This is a genomic window from Enterobacter sp. C4G1, from assembly GCF_052886895.1.
Map to the genome: position 1 here is coordinate 66,894 of NZ_JBQVVV010000001.1, position 24,544 is coordinate 91,437.

Annotated in this window: 16 protein-coding genes, 3 tRNA genes and 1 pseudogene; 6 read left to right on the plus strand and 14 right to left on the minus strand. The window is 53.4% G+C overall.

Translation table 11 applies throughout. The features are described 5' to 3' along the window. Positions 1 to 20: 20 nt before the first annotated feature. Positions 21 to 1,118, minus strand: coding sequence for a murein transglycosylase A (gene mltA, locus ACT9TW_RS00320; protein WP_182062280.1), 1,098 nt, complete (start codon positions 1,116 to 1,118; stop codon positions 21 to 23). Positions 1,119 to 1,326: 208 nt separating this feature from the next. Here mltA and ACT9TW_RS00325 point away from each other — a divergent pair. The 3 genes from ACT9TW_RS00325 (at position 1,327) to ACT9TW_RS00335 (ending at position 1,771) form a co-directional block, all read left to right on the plus strand. After that, positions 1,327 to 1,403: transfer RNA gene (locus tag ACT9TW_RS00325), tRNA-Met, on the plus strand. Between the two features lie 171 nt (positions 1,404 to 1,574). Next, positions 1,575 to 1,651, plus strand: a tRNA-Met gene (locus ACT9TW_RS00330). A 43-nt stretch (positions 1,652 to 1,694) separates the two neighbouring features. Beyond that, a tRNA-Met gene (locus ACT9TW_RS00335) sits at positions 1,695 to 1,771 on the plus strand. Between the two features lie 87 nt (positions 1,772 to 1,858). Here ACT9TW_RS00335 and amiC read toward each other — a convergent pair. Further along, positions 1,859 to 3,112 (minus strand): N-acetylmuramoyl-L-alanine amidase AmiC, encoded by a 1,254-nt coding sequence (gene amiC / locus ACT9TW_RS00340; protein WP_446491400.1) that lies wholly within the window; start codon positions 3,110 to 3,112, stop codon positions 1,859 to 1,861. Positions 3,113 to 3,338: 226 nt separating this feature from the next. On the opposite strand from amiC, the gene argA reads away from it, so the two are divergent. Next, positions 3,339 to 4,670 carry an amino-acid N-acetyltransferase gene (argA, locus tag ACT9TW_RS00345; RefSeq protein ID WP_182062281.1) on the plus strand — a complete coding sequence of 444 codons (1,332 nt, stop codon included), beginning with the start codon at positions 3,339 to 3,341 and terminating at the stop codon, positions 4,668 to 4,670. A gap of 36 nt (positions 4,671 to 4,706) precedes the next feature. Here argA and recD read toward each other — a convergent pair whose 3' ends face one another. From recD to rppH, 12 genes are all read right to left on the minus strand, one after another. After that, positions 4,707 to 6,527: an exodeoxyribonuclease V subunit alpha gene (gene recD, locus ACT9TW_RS00350; RefSeq protein ID WP_446491401.1), complete on the minus strand. Its 1,821-nt coding sequence runs from the start codon at positions 6,525 to 6,527 to the stop codon at positions 4,707 to 4,709. Beyond that, positions 6,524 to 10,066 carry an exodeoxyribonuclease V subunit beta gene (gene recB, locus ACT9TW_RS00355; RefSeq protein WP_446491402.1) on the minus strand — a complete coding sequence of 1,181 codons (3,543 nt, stop codon included), beginning with the start codon at positions 10,064 to 10,066 and terminating at the stop codon, positions 6,524 to 6,526. The genes recD and recB overlap by 4 nt, the downstream gene beginning before the upstream one ends. After that, the gene (gene ptrA, locus ACT9TW_RS00360; protein ID WP_315686659.1) at positions 10,063 to 12,945 is read right to left on the minus strand and encodes a pitrilysin; all 2,883 of its coding nucleotides are present in this window, start codon (positions 12,943 to 12,945) and stop codon (positions 10,063 to 10,065) included. The genes recB and ptrA overlap by 4 nt, the downstream gene beginning before the upstream one ends. A 140-nt stretch (positions 12,946 to 13,085) precedes the next feature. Beyond that, a complete protein-coding gene (gene recC / locus ACT9TW_RS00365; RefSeq protein WP_446491403.1) occupies positions 13,086 to 16,460 on the minus strand; it encodes an exodeoxyribonuclease V subunit gamma in 3,375 nt (1,124 codons plus the stop codon). Between the two features lie 12 nt (positions 16,461 to 16,472). Further along, complete coding sequence (locus tag ACT9TW_RS00370) at positions 16,473 to 16,796, minus strand: prepilin-type N-terminal cleavage/methylation domain-containing protein (RefSeq protein WP_182062286.1); 324 nt, start codon at positions 16,794 to 16,796, stop codon at positions 16,473 to 16,475. Continuing rightward, positions 16,781 to 17,185 (minus strand): DUF2509 family protein, encoded by a 405-nt coding sequence (locus tag ACT9TW_RS00375; RefSeq protein WP_182062287.1) that lies wholly within the window; start codon positions 17,183 to 17,185, stop codon positions 16,781 to 16,783. Before ACT9TW_RS00375 ends, ACT9TW_RS00370 begins: the two co-directional genes overlap by 16 nt. Then, positions 17,182 to 17,742, minus strand: a complete 561-nt coding sequence (locus ACT9TW_RS00380) for a prepilin peptidase-dependent protein (protein WP_182062288.1) — start codon at positions 17,740 to 17,742, stop codon at positions 17,182 to 17,184. The genes ACT9TW_RS00375 and ACT9TW_RS00380 overlap by 4 nt, the downstream gene beginning before the upstream one ends. Continuing rightward, positions 17,733 to 18,197 carry a prepilin peptidase-dependent protein gene (locus ACT9TW_RS00385; RefSeq protein ID WP_315686662.1) on the minus strand — a complete coding sequence of 155 codons (465 nt, stop codon included), beginning with the start codon at positions 18,195 to 18,197 and terminating at the stop codon, positions 17,733 to 17,735. Before ACT9TW_RS00385 ends, ACT9TW_RS00380 begins: the two co-directional genes overlap by 10 nt. A 184-nt stretch (positions 18,198 to 18,381) precedes the next feature. Continuing rightward, positions 18,382 to 19,176: a thymidylate synthase gene (gene thyA / locus ACT9TW_RS00390; RefSeq protein ID WP_182062290.1), complete on the minus strand. Its 795-nt coding sequence runs from the start codon at positions 19,174 to 19,176 to the stop codon at positions 18,382 to 18,384. A 6-nt stretch (positions 19,177 to 19,182) separates the two neighbouring features. Continuing rightward, positions 19,183 to 20,058: a prolipoprotein diacylglyceryl transferase gene (gene lgt, locus ACT9TW_RS00395; RefSeq protein WP_182062291.1), complete on the minus strand. Its 876-nt coding sequence runs from the start codon at positions 20,056 to 20,058 to the stop codon at positions 19,183 to 19,185. A gap of 194 nt (positions 20,059 to 20,252) precedes the next feature. Beyond that, positions 20,253 to 22,499: a phosphoenolpyruvate--protein phosphotransferase gene (ptsP, locus tag ACT9TW_RS00400; RefSeq protein WP_182062292.1), complete on the minus strand. Its 2,247-nt coding sequence runs from the start codon at positions 22,497 to 22,499 to the stop codon at positions 20,253 to 20,255. Between the two features lie 12 nt (positions 22,500 to 22,511). Next, the gene (rppH, locus tag ACT9TW_RS00405; RefSeq protein WP_014071600.1) at positions 22,512 to 23,042 is read right to left on the minus strand and encodes an RNA pyrophosphohydrolase; all 531 of its coding nucleotides are present in this window, start codon (positions 23,040 to 23,042) and stop codon (positions 22,512 to 22,514) included. A gap of 442 nt (positions 23,043 to 23,484) precedes the next feature. Here rppH and ACT9TW_RS00410 point away from each other — a divergent pair. Both ACT9TW_RS00410 and mutH read left to right on the plus strand, forming a co-directional pair. After that, positions 23,485 to 23,571, plus strand: a pseudogene (locus ACT9TW_RS00410) (hypothetical protein); the annotation flags it as partial. Between the two features lie 154 nt (positions 23,572 to 23,725). Continuing rightward, positions 23,726 to 24,418 carry a DNA mismatch repair endonuclease MutH gene (mutH, locus tag ACT9TW_RS00415; RefSeq protein WP_446491404.1) on the plus strand — a complete coding sequence of 231 codons (693 nt, stop codon included), beginning with the start codon at positions 23,726 to 23,728 and terminating at the stop codon, positions 24,416 to 24,418. The last annotated feature ends 126 nt before the right edge of the window (positions 24,419 to 24,544 follow it).

Sequence of the window (24,544 nt, forward strand, 5' to 3'; positions counted from 1 at the left end):
TTCCGATCAGAATACCATAATCAGCCGCTGAATACGTTGCCGCCCGGTGCTGCCGCTTTCAGCACCCAGACGCGTCCGTAGTGGTTATACCAGCCAGCACGATGACCAGCATCCGGGCCAATCCCCTGATAAATATCGAAATGCTGACCCTTGATCGCGCCACCGACATCCAGGGCAACCATCAGGCGTAATTCATACTGGCCGCTGAATTTCCCGTTGTTATCCAACAGAGGCACTTCCGCCAGCAGCGTGGTACCCGCCGGAATAATTGAACGATCAGATGCCACAGAAGCACGGCCAATCAACGGTACGGCACTTGCCCCTTTCACCGGGGCATAGTTCTGCGGTTTGAAGAAGACGAAGGATGGGTTTTGCTCCAGCAGCTCGCGCACTTCGGCCTCGCTGTGTTTTTCGCCCCACTCGCGGATAGCCTGCATCGACATATCTTCTTTCTTCACTTCACCGCGATCGATGAGCACTTTGCCGATACTGCGGTAGGCATGTCCGTTTTTACCGGAGTAGCTGAAGAAGTTAAGCGGAGAACCATCACCAAAATCGATATAACCACTGCCCTGCACGTCCATGATGAAGTTGTCCATCAGGGAGTTACTGTAGGCCAGCACATAGCTATCACTTAAGCCACCCGAGTAAATCTCTGCACGGGACGGTAAACGCCCACGTTTTGGTGGCATCCGGTAGATAGGGTACTGGAATTCGCCCTGACGGGTGTGTCGCGCCTGGATGACAGGCGTGTAGTAGCCAGTAAACTGGACGTTGCCGTAGTTATCTGCACCTTCCATCTGCCAGGCATCAATACCAAACTGGCGCATATTGCGCGTGTCGCCGCCCGCACGAAGCCAGTCCTGTACTGCACTGTAAACGTTATTCTGTGAGCCATACAGACGCGGCGACGCACTGCGGATCTGATAGACCTGCTCGGAGAAATCCCCGGCGTTAATCGGTGCGCCTACGGCATCGGGTTGGTTAACTAAAGAGAAAGGCTGGGACAATTTCCCGTCTTTATACTGTTGACCGCGATCGGTCGGTTTGGAAGAGCAGGCCGCAAGAATAGCTACCATTGCGCCTGTCATTAGATACTTCGCCCAACGTCCTTTCATTATATCTCGTCTTTAAGTTGCCCTTATCCGCGTGATGAAGATAACAAACCACCAGGGCTAATGAAATGCAATCACATGCCCTTTGGCAAATTTTGCGCAAAAAATAGTCCATAGGATGCGATGTCGTTCAATTTACATACAAATTTCATCAATTACGTAAAAAGGGGTTGCATCACAATGCTATCCGCGTATAGTGCGCATCCACGGACGCGGGGTGGAGCAGCCTGGTAGCTCGTCGGGCTCATAACCCGAAGGTCGTCGGTTCAAATCCGGCCCCCGCAACCAATTAAAATTTGATGAAGTATCTTCTATGATAGAAGAGATTTTTGTTAAGTAGTTCGAATCACAGCAAGGCGGCGACGCAGTGAATCCTTAGGAGCTTACTCCAGTAAGTGACTGAGGTGAACGAGGAAAGCCAACGCAGATGTGATTTGAAATACGAAGCAAAAAGACGGACGCGGGGTGGAGCAGCCTGGTAGCTCGTCGGGCTCATAACCCGAAGGTCGTCGGTTCAAATCCGGCCCCCGCAACCAATCAAATTTGAAGAAGTAAGTTCTGCTAAAAGCAGAAGACGGACGCGGGGTGGAGCAGCCTGGTAGCTCGTCGGGCTCATAACCCGAAGGTCGTCGGTTCAAATCCGGCCCCCGCAACCAACACTTCTAAAACAATAAACACCCTTATGGGTGTTTTTTTGTATCTGTAATAAGTGAATTTGCCGGGTAATGCCCCGGCATCAGTCACTACCCTCTTCTGGCGAGCGTTGCGCTGTCAGAGAAATAGGCTTTAATTCCCGACAATATCGATTCCGCCACTTCCTGCTGGAACTTCGCCGTTTTGAGCTTGCGCTCCTCTTCAACGTTACTGATAAACGCCGTTTCGACCAGAATAGACGGTATTTCAGGCGCCTTCAGCACCGCAAAACCGGCCTGCTCCACACTGTTTTTATGCAGTTTGTTGACGTTGCCAAGCTTGCCGAGTACCGCTTTACCAAATTTCAGGCTGTCGGTAATGGTCAGGGATTGCACCATGTCGAACATGGTGTGGTCGACATAGCGATCGCCGCTTTTGCTCACACCACCAATCAGGTCAGAGGCGTTCTGCGTGTCGGCCAGGTATCGCGCTGCGGTACTGGTTGCCCCTTTGGTCGACAGTGCAAACACCGAAGAACCACTGGGCTGACGGCTGGTAAAGGCATCGGCGTGGATAGATACGAACAGATCCGCGCGCTGTTTTTGCGCTTTTGCCACACGGACTTTCAGTGGAATAAAGATATCTTCATTACGCGTCATGTAAGCGCGCATGTTGCCCTCTTTGTCGATCAGGGCCTTCAGACGACGCGCAATTTGCAGCACCACATCTTTTTCACGGGTGTGATACTTCCCAACCGCGCCGGAGTCCTCTCCACCGTGCCCCGGATCAAGCATGATCACAATCGGACGATCGCGCCCGGCTTTACCAGGCTGCGGCCCGCTTTGCGCAGGCGGAACCTGACGCTGGAGATCGCCTTTGTTGTAATCTTCCAGCAGTGCCAGCAGCGGATCCTGGATATCCGTGGCATTCGACGGATAGAGATCCATCACCAGGCGCTCTTTAAATGCGGCAACCGGTGCCAGAGCAAAGAGCTGCGGTTTAACGTTCTGCTTAAGCTCAAACACCATACGCACGGTTTGCGGATCAAACTGCCCCACTCGAGCAGATTTGATAAAGGGATCGTCGCCGCGGATCTGCGCACTCATCCCTTTCAGGACGGAGTTCAGGTTAACACCTTCGAGATCCACCACGACACGTTCAGGGTTGCTTAGCGCAAACTGCTTATACTTCAGCACCTGATTAGATTCGACAGTCACACGTGTATAGGTTGACGACGGCCAGACACGCACCGCCACCACCTGACTGACAGCAGCAAACGCAACCTGACTGACGCTAAGCAACCACATCGCCCCGGCCCCTTGTAACAAGCGGCGGCGGCTTATTGTTGATTTGGATCCCGACATGCTTCTCCCGAGCAAGAAATCAAATTGAAAAATAAACGCCCAAATTGACCGAAAACTTTAACGAATGACGCATAAACTGTCATCTATAAAAGGGTAAACAATCATACGTTAACGCACGCATTACTTATAAATTTCTATGCTTCGCGGAAAATTTAGGCTTGCGCGCGCGGCCACAATCGAATAAAAATACACAAATTACGAATAAACATTCATTAAGGGTTGTGTCATGGTGAAGGAACGTAGAACCGAACTGGTCCAGGGATTCCGCCATTCTGTTCCCTATATCAATGCCCATCGGGGAAAAACGTTTGTCATCATGCTTGGCGGTGAAGCCATCGAGCATGAAAACTTTTCCAGTATTGTCAATGATATTGGCTTATTGCACAGCCTCGGCATTCGTCTGGTTGTGGTCTATGGTGCGCGTCCGCAAATCGATGCCAATCTGGCCGCACATCATCATGAGCCGATTTACCACAAACACACCCGCGTAACAGATGCGAAAACCCTCGAACTGGTAAAACAGGCCGCCGGACTTTTGCAGCTAGATATCACGGCGCGTTTATCCATGAGCCTGAACAACACCCCATTGCAGGGTGCGCATATTAACGTGGTCAGCGGCAATTTTATTATCGCGCAGCCGCTCGGCGTGGACGATGGCGTGGATTATTGCCACAGCGGTCGTATTCGTCGTATTGATGAAGAAGCCATTCACCGCCAGCTGGACAGCGGCGCAATCGTGCTGATGGGGCCAGTCGCGGTCTCCGTGACCGGTGAAAGTTTTAACCTCACCTCAGAAGAAATAGCCACCCAGTTGGCTATCAAGCTAAAAGCGGAAAAAATGATTGGCTTTTGCTCCTCACAGGGTGTTGTTAACGATGAAGGCGTAATTGTACCGGAATTATTCCCGAACGAAGCGCAGGCCCGTGTCGAAGAGCTGGAAGCGAAAAGCGATTACCATTCCGGCACGGTGCGTTTTCTGCGTGGGGCGGTAAAAGCCTGCCGCAGCGGCGTGCGCCGTAGCCACCTCATCAGTTACCAGGAAGATGGCGCGCTGTTGCAGGAGCTGTTCTCCCGTGACGGTATCGGTACGCAGATTGTGATGGAGAGCGCCGAGCAAATTCGTCGCGCCACCATCAATGATATTGGCGGTATTCTGGAGTTGATCCGCCCGCTGGAGCAGCAAGGTATTCTGGTGCGTCGCTCTCGCGAGCAGCTGGAAATGGAGATCGACAAATTTACCATTATTCAACGCGACAACCTGACCATCGCCTGCGCCGCACTCTATCCCTTCCCGGAAGAGAAGATCGGTGAAATGGCCTGCGTTGCCGTGCACCCTGACTACCGCAGCTCATCACGCGGCGAAATGCTGCTGGAGCGCATTGCGGTGCAGGCACGCCAGATTGGCCTGAGTAAATTGTTTGTTCTCACCACCCGCAGTATCCACTGGTTCCAGGAGCGTGGTTTTACGCCTGTGGATATTGATTCCCTGCCGGAAAGTAAAAAAGAGATGTACAACTATCAGCGCCGTTCAAAAGTGCTGATGGCCGATCTGGGATAGAACGTGCAGCCCTCACCCTAACGTGAGGGCCAACCTTTAGCTTGCCTCAAATATCGCGCTTAACCCGCTACGACGCTCCGTACGGGTGGCAATCGCCTGCACCAGTACACGCTCATCGGTATACAGCGACAGGCGCTTACGTGCGCGGGTGATAGCGGTATAAATCAGTTCACGGGTTACCACCGGCGAAAGCTGCGAAGGCAGGATCAGCGCGGCATGGTTGAACTCAGAACCTTGCGATTTATGCACCGTCATCGCCCAGGCCGTTTCATGTTCGGGTAAACGGCTTGGCTGTACCGACTTCACGCTGCCATCGGGCATCAGGAACCACACACGCAGGCCCTGACCACGGTCGAGCGCAATGCCAATATCACCGTTAAACAGACCCAGCGCGCTATCGTTACGGGAGATCATCACCGGACGCCCTTCATACCAGCGCGAATGCGGTAAACGGGTAATTCTGCGCTTCTGAGCCAGCACCTGCTCCAGCCTCTCGTTCAGGCCTGCCACGCCGAACGGCCCTTCCCTCAGGGCGCACAGAAGCTGATATTCGCCAAAGGCGGCGATCACCTGCTCAGGGGGACGTTGCTGCTGTACGCTCGCAAGGAAAAGCTGATACCCCTGCAAAGCCTCATCAAGCATGGCCTGGTACTCTTCGCCATTTTGCAGCGATTTCTTCTCGATATCGTCAAACTCGCCGCTAAAGACCGAGCGTGTTGCATTGCGATCGCCACGGTTTACCGCCGCCGCAAGCTGGCCAATACCCGAATGGCTACCAAAGCGGTAGCTTTTTTGCAGCAGGCAAAGGCTGTCGCGTAATGCACCTGCGAGCGGGTTGTCGTTGCCTTCCAGCACGCATCCGGTCAGACGCGCCAGCTCCTGCGCTCGCGCCGTGGTGTAGCCCAGGCTTGCATAAGTGCAAATATCCCCCAGTACCGCACCGGCCTCCACGGAGGCAAGCTGGTCACGATCGCCCAGAAAAATGACGCGCGCATGGGAAGGCAATGCCTCAATCAGGCGCGACATCATCGTGAGGTCAATCATGGACGCTTCGTCCACCACCAGCACATCAAGATGCAGCGGGTTGCCGGCATGATAACGCAGACGCTGGCTACCAGGCTGTGCGCCGAGCAAACGGTGCAGCGTGCTGGCCTCATTAGGGAAAAGCACTAACTGTTCTTGCGTGAGCGGCAGTTTTTGCAGAGCACCGCCTAACGATTCCGTCAGACGCGCCGCCGCTTTTCCGGTAGGTGCCGCCAGGCGAATACGGCATTTTTGTTCGCCAGACAGCTGGATAAGCGCCGCGAGCAATTTTGCCACCGTGGTTGTTTTGCCCGTACCTGGCCCACCAGAAATAACCGAAATCCGACGCGTCAGCGCCACGGCAGCGGCAACTTTTTGCCAGTCAATGGGCTCCTGCGAGGTAAACAGGCCATCCAGCGTTTGGCGGAGCAGTACCTCATCGCAAGGGAGAGGAGCGTTGGCCTCGCTAAAATAACGGGCGACTGTCAGCTCATAGCGCCACAGACGATTCAGGTATAAACGCCCGCCAGTGAGGATTAGCGGAGCGGGTGTCGAACCGTCACTGACGGCGGATGAATTGAGCAAAACGCGTTGCCAGTTCACAGCGTCACCCAGAAGTGCAAAACAGGATTGCAACGCGGGCGGGGTTTTGTCATCACAGACCAGTCGTGAAAGCGGCAGACACACATGACCCTCGCCAGCATCCCGGCTCAGGATGGCTGCGGCAAGCATCACGGCAGGCTGCTCGCCAGCCACCATAATGGCGAATTGCACATCGAGTTGACGCAGCAGGCGCTGTTCTGTGGCCCCAAGCAATAATTCCTGCATTGTCATGCCACGTCCTCCGTGATTGCTGCAAACAGGCTATCCATTTTTTCAACCAAAGCTGCATCCGGGCGGGTGCGATATACCCCCGACTGCGGATCGGCGGCATCAACCCCGCGCAGGAACAGGTAGATAACGCCGCCAAAATGTTCTTCGTAACTGTAGTCAGCAATGCGATGACGCAGATAGCGATGCAACGCCAGGGTATAAAGTTGATACTGCAAATCGTAGCGATGAGACTGCATTGCAGCGGCCATCGCCTGCTGCGTATAGGCTTCGCTGTTCTCACCCAGCCAGTTCGATTTGTAATCCAGCAGGTAATAGCGTCCTTCATGGCGGAAAATAAGGTCGATAAAGCCTTTCAGCATTCCCTGTACCTGACGGAAATCGAGCGGCGGACAGCCCGCAGATAACGGATCATGTGCGCGAATAATCGCATCCAGCTCGTTCGCGTTAAGCGGGCTGGCAATAGGAAGGTAAAACTCCATCTCCACCTGTTTGTCTTTGGTGGTGAGCTGGTTCAGGGAGATGCCGTTTTCCGTCAGCGGCGCTTGTAAGATTGCGCTCACCCAGGTTGTCAGCACCGGCTGCCAGGCGGCATCATAACCGCCCTTCTGCAACATCTCCTGCACCCATTCCGGGGAAACAGGTTGTGTGAAATCAAGCTCTTCAAACAGACTGTGTAAAAATGTGCCCGGCGATGCCCCGCGCGGGAACTGGTGCGGCGTAAGCATTGGCTCTACCTGCACATCGCCCACTCCTGCGGCATCCACATCCAGCTTAGGCATCAGATCCTGCGCGATGCTTTGGCCATGCTGCTGCAAAGCGGAGTAACTCGTTACGCGCCAGTTATCCGCAACGGTTCTCGTTATTTTTCGGGCATCCAGATCGGGTTCACGTTGTTCCGGCATTTCCCAACGATTGTTATCTGGCAGGCCAGGAACACGCAACGCAATATTCTCGTCGCAAATGGACTCAAGGCACTGACGCAGCCCTGCCGCATCTTTTGGCTCGCCCTGCTGGATAAGCCGCCCCACCGCGCTCAGATGGAAATCAGACTCTCCCGCTTTCTCGCCACGTCGACGGAACAGCGGTGCAATACCCAGGCTGCAATGCCAGACTGAACGGGTCAGGGCTACATAAAGCAGTCGCAAATCTTCTGCCAGACGTTCGGCTTCCGCCAGCTCAACGCTCGCATCGGCCTTGCTGAGGTCCAGTACTGCCTCAAAAGAGTCCCGGTCGTGATAAAACGCCTGATCCTGTGCCCGGTAATTCGCAATGAAAGGCAGCCAGACCAGTGGATATTCCAGACCTTTCGATTTGTGGATGGTGACAATCTGCACCAGATGCTTATCGCTCTCGAGGCGCATTTGCTGGCTTGAGGAGTTACTGTTGGGATCGGCAATTTGCTGCGCCAGCCAGCGCACCAGGGCGTGTTCGCTCTCAAGCTGCGTGCCGGCCTCCTGCAATAACTCGCTGATATGCAAGATATCCGTCAGGCGACGTTCTCCGCCCGGCGTCGCCAGCATGTTCTCAGCAATATGACGCTGGGTTATCAGCTCACGCAGCATCGCCATAACACCGCGTTTTTGCCAGCGCTCACGATAGTGAACAAACTCTTCAACCACCGCATCCCAGGCAATTTCATCGTTGTTGAGCGCATCAATATCCCGGGCGTTCAGCCCCAACATTGAGCTTGCCAGCGCACTGCGAAGCGTACTTTCCCGCTCCGGTGACAACACCGCCTGCAACAGCCAGAGCAACTCCTGGGCCTCAAGGGTTTCAAATACGCTATCGCGATTCGACAGGTAGACCGAGGGGATATTCAGGATTGTCAGCGCGTCGCGGATCAGCGCTGCTTCCTGGCGACTACGCACCAGCACCGTGATGTCGGAGGCCTTCACCGGGGAGGCAGTTTCGCCTTTCCATAGCAGCGCCTCACCCCGCACGCCAGCACTGAGCCAGTCGCGAATTTGCGCCGCACAGTGCTGGGCCATCGCGTTCTGGTAGTCGCTTATCCCGAAACCGTCTCCCTCCAGCAACCAAAAACTCATCGCTGGCTGAAATTCACCATTGAACTCAAAACGAAGGGCGGCGTTTTTAGGTGCAGATTTGACCGGTAAAAACGGGATTTCCCGGAACATGAAAGCGGCATCCATGCGCTCGAACAGCGCATTTACGCTCTCTACCATGCCGGGTGATGAACGCCAGTTGGTATCCAGCGTATAATGCGCTTCTACCTCACTACGGGCTTTCATGTAGGTAAAAATATCCGCACCACGGAAGGCATAAATAGCCTGTTTTGGATCGCCAATCAGCAGCAGCGCCGTGTCCGGCTGCTGCCGCCAGATACGGCGGAAGATACGGTATTGTTGCGGATCGGTATCCTGAAATTCGTCGATCATCGCCACCGGGAAACGGGCACGAATGGCGGTGGCCAGGGCTTCACCGTTTTCGCTGCGCAGCGCGGCATCGAGCCGGCTCAGCATATCGTCAAATCCAAGTTCACCACGACGCTGCTTTTCACGAGCCACTGTTTCGCGGATCTCGGCCATTGCGCGGATGATCATCAGATCATTAAGGGTCAATGGCTCGGCCAGCAAGGCTTCAATGGCAACAAACAGGGGATGTTCAGGGACAACGCCGTCAGCCTTCGTTCGTTCAATCAGGAATCGCTGCGAGAATTTTTCCAGCGCGTCCGGAAGCTGATAGCCCCGGGACTCTTCCTGCGCCCAGATGCTGATTTTTTCAATCCACTTTGCCTGGTTACCGCGGTTGAACTTGCGTCTGTCGATACCTGAATTTTCGACGATGGCCTCAATGTCACCGACCGACTCGTTCCATTTCTGCTTCAGGGCGGCAATTTGCGACACGATTTTTTCATGACGTGATGCCAGCGTTTCATCAGCCGGAGGGGGTGATTTAATCACCGGCGCTTCGCCCTGCAAATAACGGTCGATAGAGCGAAGAAGCTCTTCCGGCCCTTTCCATAACGCATGAACCGCTTCGGCAATATCGCGGGGTAATGGATAGCAATGACGGCGCCAGAAATCCGCGCAGGCCTGATAGCGCAGCTCAGATTCGTCTTCGATAAGCTGCTGTTCAAACAACATGCCGGATTCAAACGCATTCAGGCTCAGCATTCGCTGGCAGAAGCCGTGAATGGTGAAGACGGCGGCTTCATCCATTTGCCGTTCTGCTAACAGCAGCCACTGGGCTGCTTGCTGCTTATCGACAATCTCGTCCAGAAGACGCGCGTAAAGGGGGTTATCCGTGCTCTGGCGCAAGCAGGCGATGCGCAGTTCGTGGATGTTTGAACGAATACGCCCGCGCAGCTCAGCGGTGGCGGCTTCGGTAAAGGTCACCACCAGCAGCTCTTCCACACTCAGAGGGCGTGAAAAAGCCGCGTTTCCTCCAAGCCCGAGCAGCAGGCGCAGATAAAGCGCGGCTATGGTAAAGGTTTTTCCCGTTCCCGCTGAGGCTTCAATCAATCGTTCACCCTGTAGAGGTAAACGTAAGGGATCAAGGGACTCAGCGGTATCGGTCATTCTTTCTTACTCCAGGGCATAGATTGCTGCAATGCGCTGACGCTCTTCCAGACTTTCCAGCCTTTCGGGTTTACGTATTCCGTTTTCCCGTTCTGGCTACCGGAAACCTGAGACAAGATGGCCATTCCCTGCGGTTTGACTACCGCCTGATGGAAGAAATCGGCAACCTTTTGAGGCGTCAGCTGTTTTATCTCTGCCACTACTTTATCACGCGAATCGAAACTCAGATTACCGCGATCAAAATCTTTGCTCAGTTGCGAGGCTTCTTCACCCAAAGTTTGCGGCGGCTGCATCACCTGCGCGATAACCGCCTGCTGGATCTGGGCAAATTCTTCAGGCTTCATCGCACGCAGTTTTTCTTCTGCCTGCGGGAAGAAGGCCTGATAGCGCTTCCAGAGATAGGCTGGCTGTTTATCACTGCTTTGCAGCAAGAAACCTAATCCCCACTGACGCCCGACGTTCATTGAGAACGCGAAGACCGCGTAGCCAAGCTGCTCTTCAGTGCGCAGTTGATTATAGAACCAGGGTTGAATAATCTGGCCCAACACCGCACTCTGCGCCGAACTGGCGAATTCGTCATAACCGGTTGGGACAAATACCGCAGCCAGAGCGGAATCAGTACTGGTCCCAGGCTTTTCAAAAATCACATTCTGTTTTTTCTCAACCAACACATCCTGGTTACGACACCAGACTTCACCTTTCGAACCCAGTTGAGTACGCACATTCTGCGCCAGCGTTTTGGCCTGTTCTTCACCCATATTCCCGACAATCAGGAATTCAGGACGGGTGTTAGTTTTCAGAGAATCACGGTAATCCAGCACATCTTTCAGCGAGACAGACGGCAGCAGAGCACGCCGATCTTCACGCTGGAAATACGGGATCTGCGACAGCATCTGCGCTGGCATAATCGCCTGGTCGTAGGCTTTGCCTTTCTCTGCGGAGTCCATCATCTGTGCATACCAGGATTTCGCCTGCTCGAGCTGTTCTTCCGTTGGCGTGTAGCTGAAATACCCTTCAAGCAAGGCCTGGAACAACTGAGGTAAACGCTGGGTATAGCCGTTGGCATTAACCATCAGCCCGTTATTGGCATTGGTGGAGAAGCTAATCCCCCCGACCGCGGCCTGGTTGCTGAGCTGATCAAGCGCGATACCTGCCAGATAGTCGTTAAGTGCAAACAGCACCTGGTTTTTAGCGCTGTCCATCGCTTTTGGATTACGCAGCACCACGCTGACATCCGCTTTCGGCTCATTCGCAAAATAATGGCTCGGCGCATAGACCACACGCAGCGTTGGCTCATCAACGATAAGCTCCGGGTGCGGGTACGCTTTTGTGGTTTTAATCAGCGAGAAATCATCCGGGATGTAGGGGTTCAGCTCCGGTAATTTAAGCGCGATCTCTCCGGCTTTTTTCTGCCAGTCAGAGAAGGTCTGTTCGCTGATTTTATCCACCTGATAAGGGGCTTCCACGAAATAAGCCGTTTTATTGTGTGGCTCGTTCGGACTGATATACCAGATACGGGCATTCTGTGGGGTCATCATGGCCAGACGGGCTTTTACCGCCGCAGCATCGTACTGGTCGGCAATATTGACCGCATCCAGCGTGTGTTCAACCGGCACGCGGATCATAGTGTCGGCGAGCCATTCCACGTAGTCCATATCACGCGTGATAGAAGGGTAGCGGAAATCGAGATCCAGCACGTGTGCCAGCTCATCGAAATAGCTTTTATCTATGCCTTTATCACGTAACAGGGAGAGGTAGCTGAAAATAGCGGCAACCACTTCATCACGGTTGGCAAGGCCTTTATCCGTCAGGGTTGCGGAAATTGCCAGCACACCGCTGTTACCGTTCACAACGGGATCGGAATCAGCGCGAATACCTTCCACCAGGCCCTGTTTTTGCAACCAGTCGGAAAGCGTTCCCGGGCTACGGTTGCCAATAAGGTAGGTGACAAGTTCATCCGTTTTGCTGCGGAACTGCGCCGTATTGTTATCGATACGGAATTCAACGCGTAACACTTTGCGAGGAAGCGCAGGCACGTAATGGATCACAATACCTTTCTGCGCGTCCGTGACTACCGGCACGTTAATCTGCGGTAACTCAATGTTCTTATTTGGCACCCGACCAAAAGTTTGCGCGGCTATACCTGCCAGCTCTGGTAACGGTTTATTGCTGTAGATAACCGCTTTCATCAGGTTGGCTGAGTAGTATTTATCACGAAACGCATGCAGGGCATCGAGCACCGGGCTGTTAGGTTTGTCGCTCAGAGTATCCAGGTTACCGCCCGAGAAGCGCGAACCCGGGTGTGCCGGGTTTATCGTTTCGGCGCTGACCTGCGCCATTCGCATCCCGTCTCGCGTACGCGCCAGAGTCAGTTCCGCATTGACGGCATTGCGTTCACGGTCGGCGTATTTTTTGTCCAGCAGCGGCGCCGCTATTGAATCCGCAAGGCGATCGACCGCCCCTTCCAGCGCATCGTTTTCAACTTCGAGATAAAACGCGGTACGGTAAGGTGCAGTGCTTGCGTTGTGGCTACCGCCATGCATTTTCAGAAATTCAGACAGGCTATCCGGCTGCGGGTATTTTTTAGACCCCATCAGCGTCATGTGCTCAAGGTAGTGAGCAAGCCCCGGGTGGGCTTCTGGATCTTCAAGTGATCCAACAGGCACAACCAGCGCAGAAAGCGATTTCACCGCCTGCGGATCGGAAACCAGCAGCACAGTCATCCCGTTATCAAGGTGAATAGCCTGATACTGGCGGGTATCTTTTTCGCTCTTACGGATAGTTTCCTGAACGGGTTGCCAACCGGAATCTGCCTGAGTGATGGGTGCCCAAAGGGCGACAAACAAAACAAACGCTTTGAACAAGGTGCTGCCTGGCATTAACGGACCTCTTTATCACGGCTACATCATTAACAAACTACGTGCTGGACACGCCAACATCTCTTTCTCTGATACATCAGTCCGTGACAGGAATTGCATAATAAATGAACAGTCAAATATGCGCAATTTTTATACGGTCATCAGGACTGATTAAATTTGAACAAAGGTAACAGGTAGCGCTGTGCCTCTTCCGTGATAGCGTCAAAGTATTCTGGCTCAAGCGTGCGCCATAAACGCTGATACCAGACATCTTCCCCTTCCCCGCGCACGATCATGTTCCCTTCGTACGCCTGGATAAATTTACTACGGGCTTTTTGCAGCGAAATGTCATCCGTTAACATGGCATCATTCTGCGCGTCATAACAGGCTTTTATCCACGCACCACCACTTTCTGGCAGCAGCAGCAGAGGTTTTGTCATCCCCTGTCGATATCCTTCGATGAATATCGAGAGATATTCCATTGCCTGCCCGGAAGCCATTGGTGGGAAGCGCCATTCCCCCTCTTTACGCACAAATAACCGGCTTTCACCTTCGTTGCCACCCGCACTGTAGACAAGGTGTTCGAGCCAGAGTTGCAATCCTTGTGAAACACTGAGCATCGAAGGTCGCCAGCGTAACAGCCCATCTTGCTGAACCTGGGGCAACCAGCCCGTAAGCTGGACACCGTTACAGTTGAGATCGATTTCAATACTTTTACCCGGCTTGCGGCATTCAATAACGCGCTCAGCAAGGGCCTGCATCTCCTGACATTGCGCATCCCAGGCGATTTCGCCAAACGCGCCATAAGGTAGCTGCCCCGCTGCGCGATAGCGGCGGAAAAGATTGTGTGCATCTTCCTGTTCAACGAGCGCATTCAAAAGCTGAAGGTTGAGCTGATACCGTTCGAGCCCGTCCAGCGTAAAGGGTTCTGAGTCCGGAATATCGTTCTCTTCAGAACGGAAGTTGACCTGCAATCGTTGCTGGAAGAATGCCCGCACCGGATGAGCCCAGAATCGCTGGAGCTGCTCAAAGGTCAGCGTGACGCAAGGAGGTGGTTCAAGCGCCTGAATAAAATCAGTGTGCGCGGCGCCCTCTTTCTTCGCTGCAGGCAGCCACTCACGAGCATAGCTTCGGTACTCATTCGCTCCGTAGTTCACCGGGTCAAACGGCATTCGGGTATGGCTACAGGTAATATGCGCTTTAACCCGCTGCTCGCTTTCATCACAATTGCGCTTTTCATCACCGGGCAGATAGTGGCTCTGCCCGATATAGTCCACCAGTTCCTGCACCAGTACGGACGGGAAGCGCTCACTGTTGTCCTGAATGGAGCGCCCGATGTAGCTGATGTACAGCTTACTTTGGGCGGATATCAGTGCTTCGAGGAACAGGTAGCGGTCATCGTCACGGCGGCTACGGTCACCGCGCTTCGGCTGTGGGCTCATCAGGTCAAAGCCCAGCGGCGCTAATGCCCGCGGATAGATGCCGTCGTTCATACCAAGCAGGCAAACCACTTTGAAGGGGATCGAACGCATAGGCATTAAGGTACAAATGTTGACCGGCCCTGCGAGGAAACGCTGGCTGATACGCTCCTGATCAAGACGTTGTGTCAGTTCGTCACGTAACAGCGATAACGGAACCGCTTCCGTGTAGTGCGATCCGACCCCCTCATCCACGATGGCCTGCCACTGTTTTTCAATTAGCGCCATTGCAGCTTCGGTTTCACTATCAGGCAGGAAGAAATCGCTGAGCATCTCACGGCATACCGGCAGCCACTCTTCCAGCGGACGAGGCTGCATCAGTTCACGACGCCATCGGTTGAGCTGCATCAGGAGCGAAGCAAGATGGCCGACCAGCCCGGCAATTAAGCCGCTGGATTCGTCATAAGGAAGTACCTCATTCCACTCGCCCTGGCTGCTTTCCATGGCATAGCCAAGCAGCATTCGCGTCAACCCAAACTGCCAGGTATGTTGACCTGTCGGCGGGAGTTCGAATTCCTGAACGTTATCGTCGTCGATTCCCCAACGCACGCCGGATTCATTAACCCACTGTCGAAGGTAGCGCAGCCCCTCTTCGTCAATGTCAAAGCGTGCGGCCAGCACGGGTACATCAAGCAGGGCCAGCACATCTTCAGAAATAAATCGGCTATCCGGTAGCGACAGCAAGCTCACAAAAGCCTGTAATGCGGGGTGAGACTGACGCGCACGGCGGTCGGAAATCGCATACGGCAGATAGCGTTCTCCTGTTGCACTGCCAAATACCGACTGAATAAACGGGCTGTAACTGTCGATATCAGCCACCATTACCACAATATCGCGCGGTGTAAGGGTTGGATCGTCCTGCAACATCGCCAGTAACCGGTCGTGCAGGATCTCTACCTCACGCTGCGGGCTATGGCAAACGTGGACCGTGATACTGCGATCGTCAGGATCCAGTCGTCTTTTATTGTTGCTGTGTGCAAATTCTTCCGCGGTGATGCCCATGACCGCGCGGTTTTCCAAATCCAGAATATCTAGCTGAATGTTGTGCAGCAGGCTATCCGGTGTTATTTCAGCAAACGCATCCACGTCACCTTCACCCGAAGAGGTGATATCAGAGAGCATGTGGATATAGTCGCGCCCCAGTTTTCCCCATGATGCCAGCAGAGGGTTAGGCAGGTTTTGAATCCCCTCTTCATCGAAAAGCTGCGAAGCGGTTGCGCTGTCTTTAAACAACGGCACGGTGCGTTCCTCAAAGATGCGTCGTCTTTGGCGGGTAACGAGCCGTGAGAGCCAGCGGGAGTCCTGGATGTCACCCCAGTAATGTCGGCACGGGTTGGTAAAAAGAATATGGATATCAACATGCTTACCCAACGCATTCAACGCTTTCAGATAGACCGGAGGTAAGGCCGATATACCACAGATAAACACCCGCGATGGCAAGCCGGGCGGGGTTTCAGAAGCCGTTTCCAGTATGGATATAAACTTGTCATATAAGTTGGCACGGTGCCATTTCGGCTGACCCAGCGCCTCAGTATGTTCCACCAGCGCTTTCCACAGCGGAGCCTGCCAGATTTGCGCTTCGGATAAACCTTCTACAAGTTCCCCCGCTTCCCAGCGAATTAACCAGTCGGAACGGTAAACCAGGTACTGGTCATAGAGATCGGCGGTACGCGACGCCAGCTGGAATAACTTGCGCTTGTCGGTGTCATCAGTGAGGTAGTGCCGCAGCATGGCAAACTCATCGCGCGGCAGCATTCCAGGCAGCAGCGACATCAGCTTCCAGCTCATGCTTTGCTTGTTAAACGCACTCTGCTTTGGAATATCAGGCAACACGCGAACAAACATGTCCCAGATAAAGCTCGCGGGCAGAGGGAACTCAATATTTGCCGCGATGCCAAACTTTTGCGACAAGGACATTTGCAGCCACTGTGCCATACCGGTGCTTTGCACCAGCACCATCTCTGGCTCAAACGGATCGTCAAGGCGTTCTCGCTCAACGATAAACTCCATCAGCGCTTCCAGCACATCCAGACGATTTGAGTGATAGACCCTTAACATAAACGCTCCCGACTACTGGCTAACCGGGCAGTGCAGGCGAGTCATCTCACCGCGCTGCCCCAGAGGAGAAATAATAATAGCTGTGATGCTGACACATCCGGACTGCAATGTCTGCACCCGGCTCACCTGCCAGCCCGCTGGTAACGCGTTGACGTCAACCTGAGACTGATTCCAGGCGTTATGCCAGAGCTGACGATACTGGTTTAGCGTCACGAATCGGGACGCCAGAGCCCGGTAATAGCCGGACAATGCTGTGACGGTCATCACCAGAAGTACCATCGCCAGCAAGACTTCAACCAGACTAAAACCCTGCTGTCTGTTCAGGGCAACTGACATAGTGCATTCTCCTTCAGTGGGCAAAAATCAGTCCAGCCATGGGGTGAAAAACGTATACGCCCTTCTGTAATGTCCCCCAACCGCCACAACAGCTGGTCATGGCTTCCTGCGATCAGTAACACCTGATAGTCACTCAGCAGTCGCAAACAGACTCGTGATTGTTGACCAGGCTGCCTGCACTGAACATCAGGCTGTAGCGCCCATTGCTGGCCTTTGCCCCACTCCAGCGCCGACTGCACGTTGGCCTGGTGGTGGATGGCGTTTCTCTCACTACTGACCAGTGCGCTAAAGGTTTCAAGCTGTTGGTTTAGCCCCGTCAGGATCAAACTGCCGAGCACCAGCAAAAGCAGAACCATAGCCAGTGACGATATCCCGGATTGCCGGTTCACAGATTAAACCCCGTCACACCATAGCGCGCCAGATAAGCGTCGCCCTGCCCGTTTTTTCGGCTGGCGGCCAGCTCAATATTCAGCTCTGGAGCGAAACCAGAACGCTCACGCTTGCTTACCACGAATGTCTGGATAAAAAGCCTGTCCGGGTCGGTTAGTTTTTCCCAGCCTTTGCCATCGCATGATGTCGCACCACGCAGGGTTTCCAGTGAACCGGACTCCAGGCGAAAGCCCGTACTGTCGTTTTCCGATGCAGACATATCCCAGATACCATTGCTGTTCGCATCCCATCGCACTATTACGCAACGCCCTTGCCGACCAATGACCAGTCCTTCTCCCTGACAACCTCCTGCGCAGTATCCCGCTCGCTGAAGGTGCTTACCTATTGAAAAAAGCCGTTGCCAGACCTCCTCTTCAAGCTCCTGTCGACCTGATTGCAGCAGAACAGCCCGCTGCATCCCGGGTAAAAACCGGGCAGTGCTCAACAGCAGAATGCTGCCAATCAGCATGGCAATCAGCACTTCTGTCAGCGAGAAGCCGCGTTGCTTTAACGACATACACTCCCTCCGGCGGTATTACACATCCTGATTCGACTTGTGTTAGAGACAATCACCAGCCATTCACCCGCCCCACTGCTCACCCGAACGTGCCCGGCCCATGCTGTATCTCTTAGCCCATAGAACCCAAGCGCAGGAGTCAATTCAGTGATAGTGACCTCCGGCCAGAGTGGTTTTAGGACAAAGGCGCCCCCCGCCTCACAGTCCAGGACAACGGAGCTGAAAAGACACCCGCTTTCCCCGTTCTCCTGAAGGGAAATTTTATGTTCACGGTTATGCCTGTTGGCATCGTTGCGCAGGAACACAAGGTAGTCACGTACCTGGCTGGCGGTTTGCCATAAACGCTGCTGCTGTTGCCAGCTGTTCCAGCTGTAAAGCCCGGTAGAACTAAGAATGACAACCAGTGAAATAGCGACCAGGGTTTCGATTAGCGTAAAGCCCGTCTGTTTTTTCATGGCGGCAGTGTGGTACAGCGCAGTAAGGCTGACGAGTCAAAAATCAAGACATTACGAGGTGCTTTCCAGTGAATTAACCCTGTTGCAGGGTGTTGCAAAATCGCTGGATAGCAGCTCGAAAAACAGAATGGAGGCGAAAAAAAACCGGCGCTAAAAAGCACCGGTTGTGTCAGGATTTACGCTATTAGATAGCGACAGGAGCTTTGATACCTGGATGCGGGTCATAACCCTCAATTTCGAAATCGTCAAAGCGATAGTCGAAGATTGATTCCGGTTTACGTTTGATAACCAGTTTCGGCAGTGCGCGCGGCTCACGGGTGAGCTGAAGATGCGTCTGTTCCATGTGGTTGCTGTACAGATGGGTATCACCACCCGTCCAGACGAAATCTCCCACTTCCAGGTCACACTGTTGCGCCATCATGTGCACCAGCAGCGCATAGCTTGCAATGTTAAACGGCAGGCCGAGGAACACATCGCAGGAACGCTGATAGAGCTGACAAGACAGTTTTCCGTCTGCGACATAGAACTGGAAGAACGCATGGCAAGGCGCCAGCGCCATTTTGTCCAGTTCGCCAACGTTCCACGCCGAAACGATAATGCGGCGCGAATCCGGGTCGTTTTTCAGCTGGTTCATCACAGTGGTGATCTGGTCGATATGGCGGCCATCAGGCGTTGGCCATGCGCGCCATTGCTTTCCGTATACCGGGCCGAGGTTGCCGTTATCATCTGCCCATTCGTCCCAGATAGAGACGTTGTTTTCTTGCAGATAAGCCACGTTGGTATCGCCTTGCAGGAACCAGAGCAGTTCATGAATGATCGAGCGCAGGTGGCAGCGCTTTGTCGTCACCAGTGGGAAGCCTTCTTGCAGATTGAAGCGCATCTGGTGGCCAAAAATGGAGAGCGTGCCGGTACCGGTACGGTCATTTTTCGGCGTGCCCTCATCGAGCACTTTTTTCATCAATTCAAGATACTGTTTCATGGTTCCTCAGGAAAGTTGTTGCTGTGAGCGACGACGATACGCCCAAATCATCATAATGGCACCCGCGACAATCATCGGAATGGAGAGGATCTGCCCCATACTGATGTACTGTACCCACTCGCCGGTAAACTGTGCATCCGGCTGGCGGAAGAACTCGACGATGATACGGAACGCGCCGTAGCCAATCAGGAACAGGCCAGAAACAGCCCCCATCGGGCGCGGTTTGCGGATAAACAGATTCAGGATGATAAACAGCACCACGCCTTCCAGCGCCAGCTCATAAAGCTGAGACATGTGACGCGGCAGAACGCCGTACGTATCGAAAACAGATTGCCACTCAGGATGAGACGGCAGCAGTGCGATATCTTCAGCGCGGGAGCCCGGGAACAGCATGGTCCAGGAGACACTCGGGTCGACACGGCCCCACAACTCACCGTTGATGAAGTTACCAAGACGCCCGGCACCCAACCCAAACGGGATCAGCGGCGCAATGAAATCCGATACCTGGAAGAAGTTACGTTTGGTGCGTTTGGCGAAGATCACCATCACCAGGATCACACCAATCAGGCCACCGTGGAAGGACATGCCACCGTCCCAGACGCGGAACAGATAGAGTGGATCGCTCAGGAAGACCGGGAAGTTATAGAACAGGACATAGCCGATACGGCCACCCAGGAATACGCCAAGGAAGCCAGCATACAGCAGGTTCTCGACTTCGTTCTTCGTCCAGCCACTGCCAGGGCGGCTGGCGCGACGGCCCGCAAGCCACATAGCGAAAACAAAGCCCACCAGGTACATCAAACCATACCAGTGAAGCGCTACAGGTCCTACTGAGAAAATGACCGGATCAAATTCCGGAAAATGCAGATAACCACTGTTCATCTGTCACCACAAGATGTTGTTATTCCGCTGAAAGTGGACAGCGGTAAAAATGCGTCCCCGCCGTTGGCAGGTGCTCCAAGGTTGCGAATCATAGCATAAGCCTGAGGCTGAGGATGCGCCTGAGATGTAAAAGATGTGTATAGAGTTTTGTGCCGCCAGATGCCCTCTTCCACGGGGAGAAGGCGAAAAGCGGCTTAGCGGCCGCCGCGGATCAGCCCGCCCATGCCACGACGCTCCATAAAGGCAGCAACCTGATGACGTACCTCGGTTGCCAGTTGCGCTTCGAGGCTTCGTGCGGCCAGTTCACGAGCATCTTCAAATTCGATATGACGTAGCAGGTATTTCACGCGCGCCACGGAGCGTCCGTTCATCGACAAATGGCGGAATCCCAGTCCGATAAGGATAGCCACACACATGGAATCACCGGCCATTTCACCGCACAGACGCAGGTCGATACCGTACTGCTCAGCTTCGCGGGAAATCATGGACAACGCTCGCAGCATGGCTGGGTGCAGGCTGTCGTAAATGCTCGCGACGCGGGTGTTGTTACGATCGACGGCCAGAATATACTGAGTCAGATCGTTGGTGCCGACAGAGATAAAATCAACACGATTAGCCAGTTGCGGCAGCATAAAGACCATTGACGGGACTTCAAGCATCACGCCGATACGCGGTTTGGGGATCGCGTAACCGATCATCTCTTCAACTTCACGCCCGGCGCGTTCGATCAAACGCCGCGCTTCGTCAATCTCGTCAATACTGGTGACCATAGGCAGCAGGATACTGAGATTACCGGTCGCGGCATTCGCACGCAGCATAGCGCGCACCTGGATCAGGAAGATCTCTGGCTGATCGAGCGTAATGCGTATCCCTCGCCAGCCCAGGCACGGGTTTTCTTCACTGATTGGCATATAGGGCAGCTGTTTATCTGCCCCAACATCCAGAGTACGCAGCGTAACGGGTTTGTCGTTGAACATCTGCAACATGCCCTGATACTGGGCGACTTGCTCTTCTTCAGACGGGAAGCCGCTTTGCAGCATGAACGGGATTTCAGTGCGATATAAGCCAATACCGTCTATTCGGCTGCCGAGCTTTTCTTCATGCTCAGGGCTTAAGCCAGCATTGAGCATCACTTTGACCCGCTCGCCGCTTTTCAGCTGCGCGGGCAAGTTAACGTCATCTTCTGCCAGCTTGCTTAATTCATTCTCTTCGCTGATAAGACGCTGGTATTCCTGAAGCAGAACGGGTTCAGGATCAACCAACAACTCACCACGATAACCATCCACCACCAGCGTACGTCTGTGCAGCACCGATGGCTGGATATCGGCCCCCATAACCGTCGGAATGCCGAGTGCACGCACCATAATGGCGGCATGAGAGTTGGCGGCACCATCACGCACCACCACACCGGCTAGCCGGTCTTGCGGCAGCTCTGCAAGTGTCGTTGCCGACAGCTCATCGGCAACCAGCACGAAGCGTTTTGGCCAGGCATTTGCGCCCTGAATGGTGTCGTCGAGGTGGAACAGCAGGCGCTGGCCCAGGGAACGTAAATCCCCTGCGCGCTCTTTCAAATAACCGTCAGTCAGCGCGGCAAACTGTTCGGCAAATTTCTCGATAACCTTCTTTACAGCCCACTCGGCAACAAAGCCTTTATCCACCTCAGCAAACAGCTCCCGGCGCAAACGTGCATCGGACAACAGGTGTGAATAAAGATCAAAAATTGCAGCCGTCTCTTTTTGCGCCCCCGCAGCAAAACGCTTGCTGTAACGACGAAACTCGTTTGCCGCCTCTTCCAGTGCGGCAGTGAGGCGCTCACGCTCTAGCGCTTCATCCAGTGTCGAGGCTTCGTACACCTGCTCCATCAGCGGCAGCGTGGCGTCCATCCAGCCTTCTGCGATGGCAACACCCGGTGAGGCAGGGAGCGCGCGGATACGGGTATGACGATACTGCCCGAACAGTGCGGTGAGCTGAGACTGTGAAAGAATGGCCGCCATCTGCGTGGCCAGCGTGACGAGGAAAGACTCTTCACTTTCATCGTACTGACGCAACTCGCGCTGCTGAACAACCAGCACGCCGAGAAGCTGACGGCGCTGAATGATAGGCACACCCAGAAACGCGCGGAAGCGCTCTTCTTTCACGGATGGAATGTATTTAAAGCTCGGGTGTTTTTGCGCATCGGCAAGGTTGATGGGTTCGGCAAGCCGCCCTACCAGGCCGACAATACCTTCATCAAATGCGAGCGTAACGGTGCGTCCGCGTGGTTTTTTCAAACCTCGGGTCGCCATAAGGTAATAGCAACGCCGGTCATGGTCGGCCAGATACACCGAACAAACCTCGGTCTCCATCGCAAGACAGATGTCAGTAACCAGAATGTTGAGCGCCTCGTTGAGACGAGGCGCACTGGCCACTTTTTCGACTATTTCTCGCAAGCGGGTGAGCATGATTTGCGTAGCTTAACCTCTTTTACGTCGCCAGGCAGGTGCGCTTTGCGGCTTAGGAGGCGTCTCCTGAAGCGACATCACCACACTTGCGAACTCTTTCATCACCCTACGGTAAACATCGCGCTTAAAGGACACGACCTGACGAACAGGATACCAGTAGCTCACCCAGCGCCAGCCATCAAACTCCGGCGTACTGCTGGTTTGCATATTGATATCTGAATCGTTTCCCACCAACTGCAATAGAAACCACTTCTGTTTCTGGCCGATACAAACCGGCTTTGTGTCCCATCGCACCAAACGTTTCGGTAACTTGTAACGCAACCAGTTGCGGGTTGAAGCCAGGATGCGAACATCTTTCCGGCTTAAACCGACCTCTTCAAACAGCTCCCGGTACATCGCTTGTTCTGGGGACTCTCCTGGATTGATCCCGCCCTGCGGGAACTGCCATGAGTGCTGACCATATCGCCGGGCCCACATGACCTGGCCCTGACGATTACAAATTACAATTCCTACGTTTGGGCGGTAGCCATCGTCATCTATCACCGGACTACCCCAAACTAAACCTTATATATGAATGATTGTTTCACACTCCAGGGAGGCGGTAAACCACTCTCTTACAGGCCTGTAACCTAATAACATTTGAATAACCCACAATTATGAGTGGAGTTATAAACAGATAAGGTGCCATAAGGCCAATTTTATTCACCTTTTCTGTGGATATAGTTGTGAAGAAGTACGGAATTACCGATGAACAACCTTTTCGGACGTTAAAATCCTCTGCGATACGAAATAAATATACTCTTTGTTTTTCATATAATTAATTATGTTTTCATGCCAAAAAACATGAATAACGTGATGATCATCACACGAGAGATCGTCATGCTGATGAAAGATCGAGCAGCGTCGGTTTTATCCACAGATAATGCCAATAAGTTAGACACAATTTGTGTGAAAATTCGATTTTCGTCGCACGTCAAGGCTGTAAATTGAAACAGTAGTAGGGGTTATTCCCAGTTATCCCACTTTTCTGTGGATAACATGGTGTAAGATCCTGTTTATTGCCAGTGACCAGATTTGAACAACCTGTTTTTTGCACCCATTTGATTTCTAAACAAAAGATAAAATCACATATAAATCATGCACATGGCATATTCGTACAGAAAAAGTTAAACTCTATCCACAAGGCACAAAAACTTAGTTCATTTTTTAATCAAAAGGTTATCTTCATGCATTCGCTTACGCCGCTGCTCTCTCCTCCCACCAACGAAGACCAATTGCTGCATCAGGCACAGCGCCTGGCGGGTTTTTCGCTTGGCGAGCTGGCCGCGATGGCAGGCTTGCCCATTCCCAACGATCTCAAACGTGACAAAGGCTGGATTGGCATGTTGCTTGAGTTGTGGCTGGGGGCAAGCGCGGGCAGTAAACCCGAGCAAGATTTCGCAGCACTTGGCATTGAACTGAAAACGATCCCTGTGGATAGCCAGGGAAAGCCGCTGGAAACCACTTTTGTGTGCGTTGCGCCATTAACCGGTAATACAGGCGTAACGTGGGAAACCAGCCATGTACGCCATAAACTGAAACGCGTGCTGTGGGTACCTGTGGAAGGCGACAGGCAAATTCCGCTTGCAGAGCGCCGCGTCGGTACGCCGTTGCTCTGGAGCCCGGACGAAGATGAAGAAAGACAATTGTGCCTGGACTGGGAAGAGTTGATGGATATGATCGTGCTTGGGCACGTTGAGCGCATTACCGCCCGGCATGGCGAAGTTTTACAGTTGCGCCCTAAAGCTGCCAACAGTAAAGCGCTTACAGAAGCTATCGGCGCTCATGGCGAACCGATCCTGACGCTGCCCCGCGGCTTTTATCTCAAAAAGAATTTCACCGGCGCTCTGCTTGCTCGTCATTTCTTACTAAGAACATAGATTTTTCACGAAATTTGCGATGTATCAAACACAATCACCTGGTTTTTAAGATTTTACCGCTTTCTCCTGTCGGATTATCGGGTTATTACTACACTATGATTTGATACGAGCCAGGTGAGGACGATA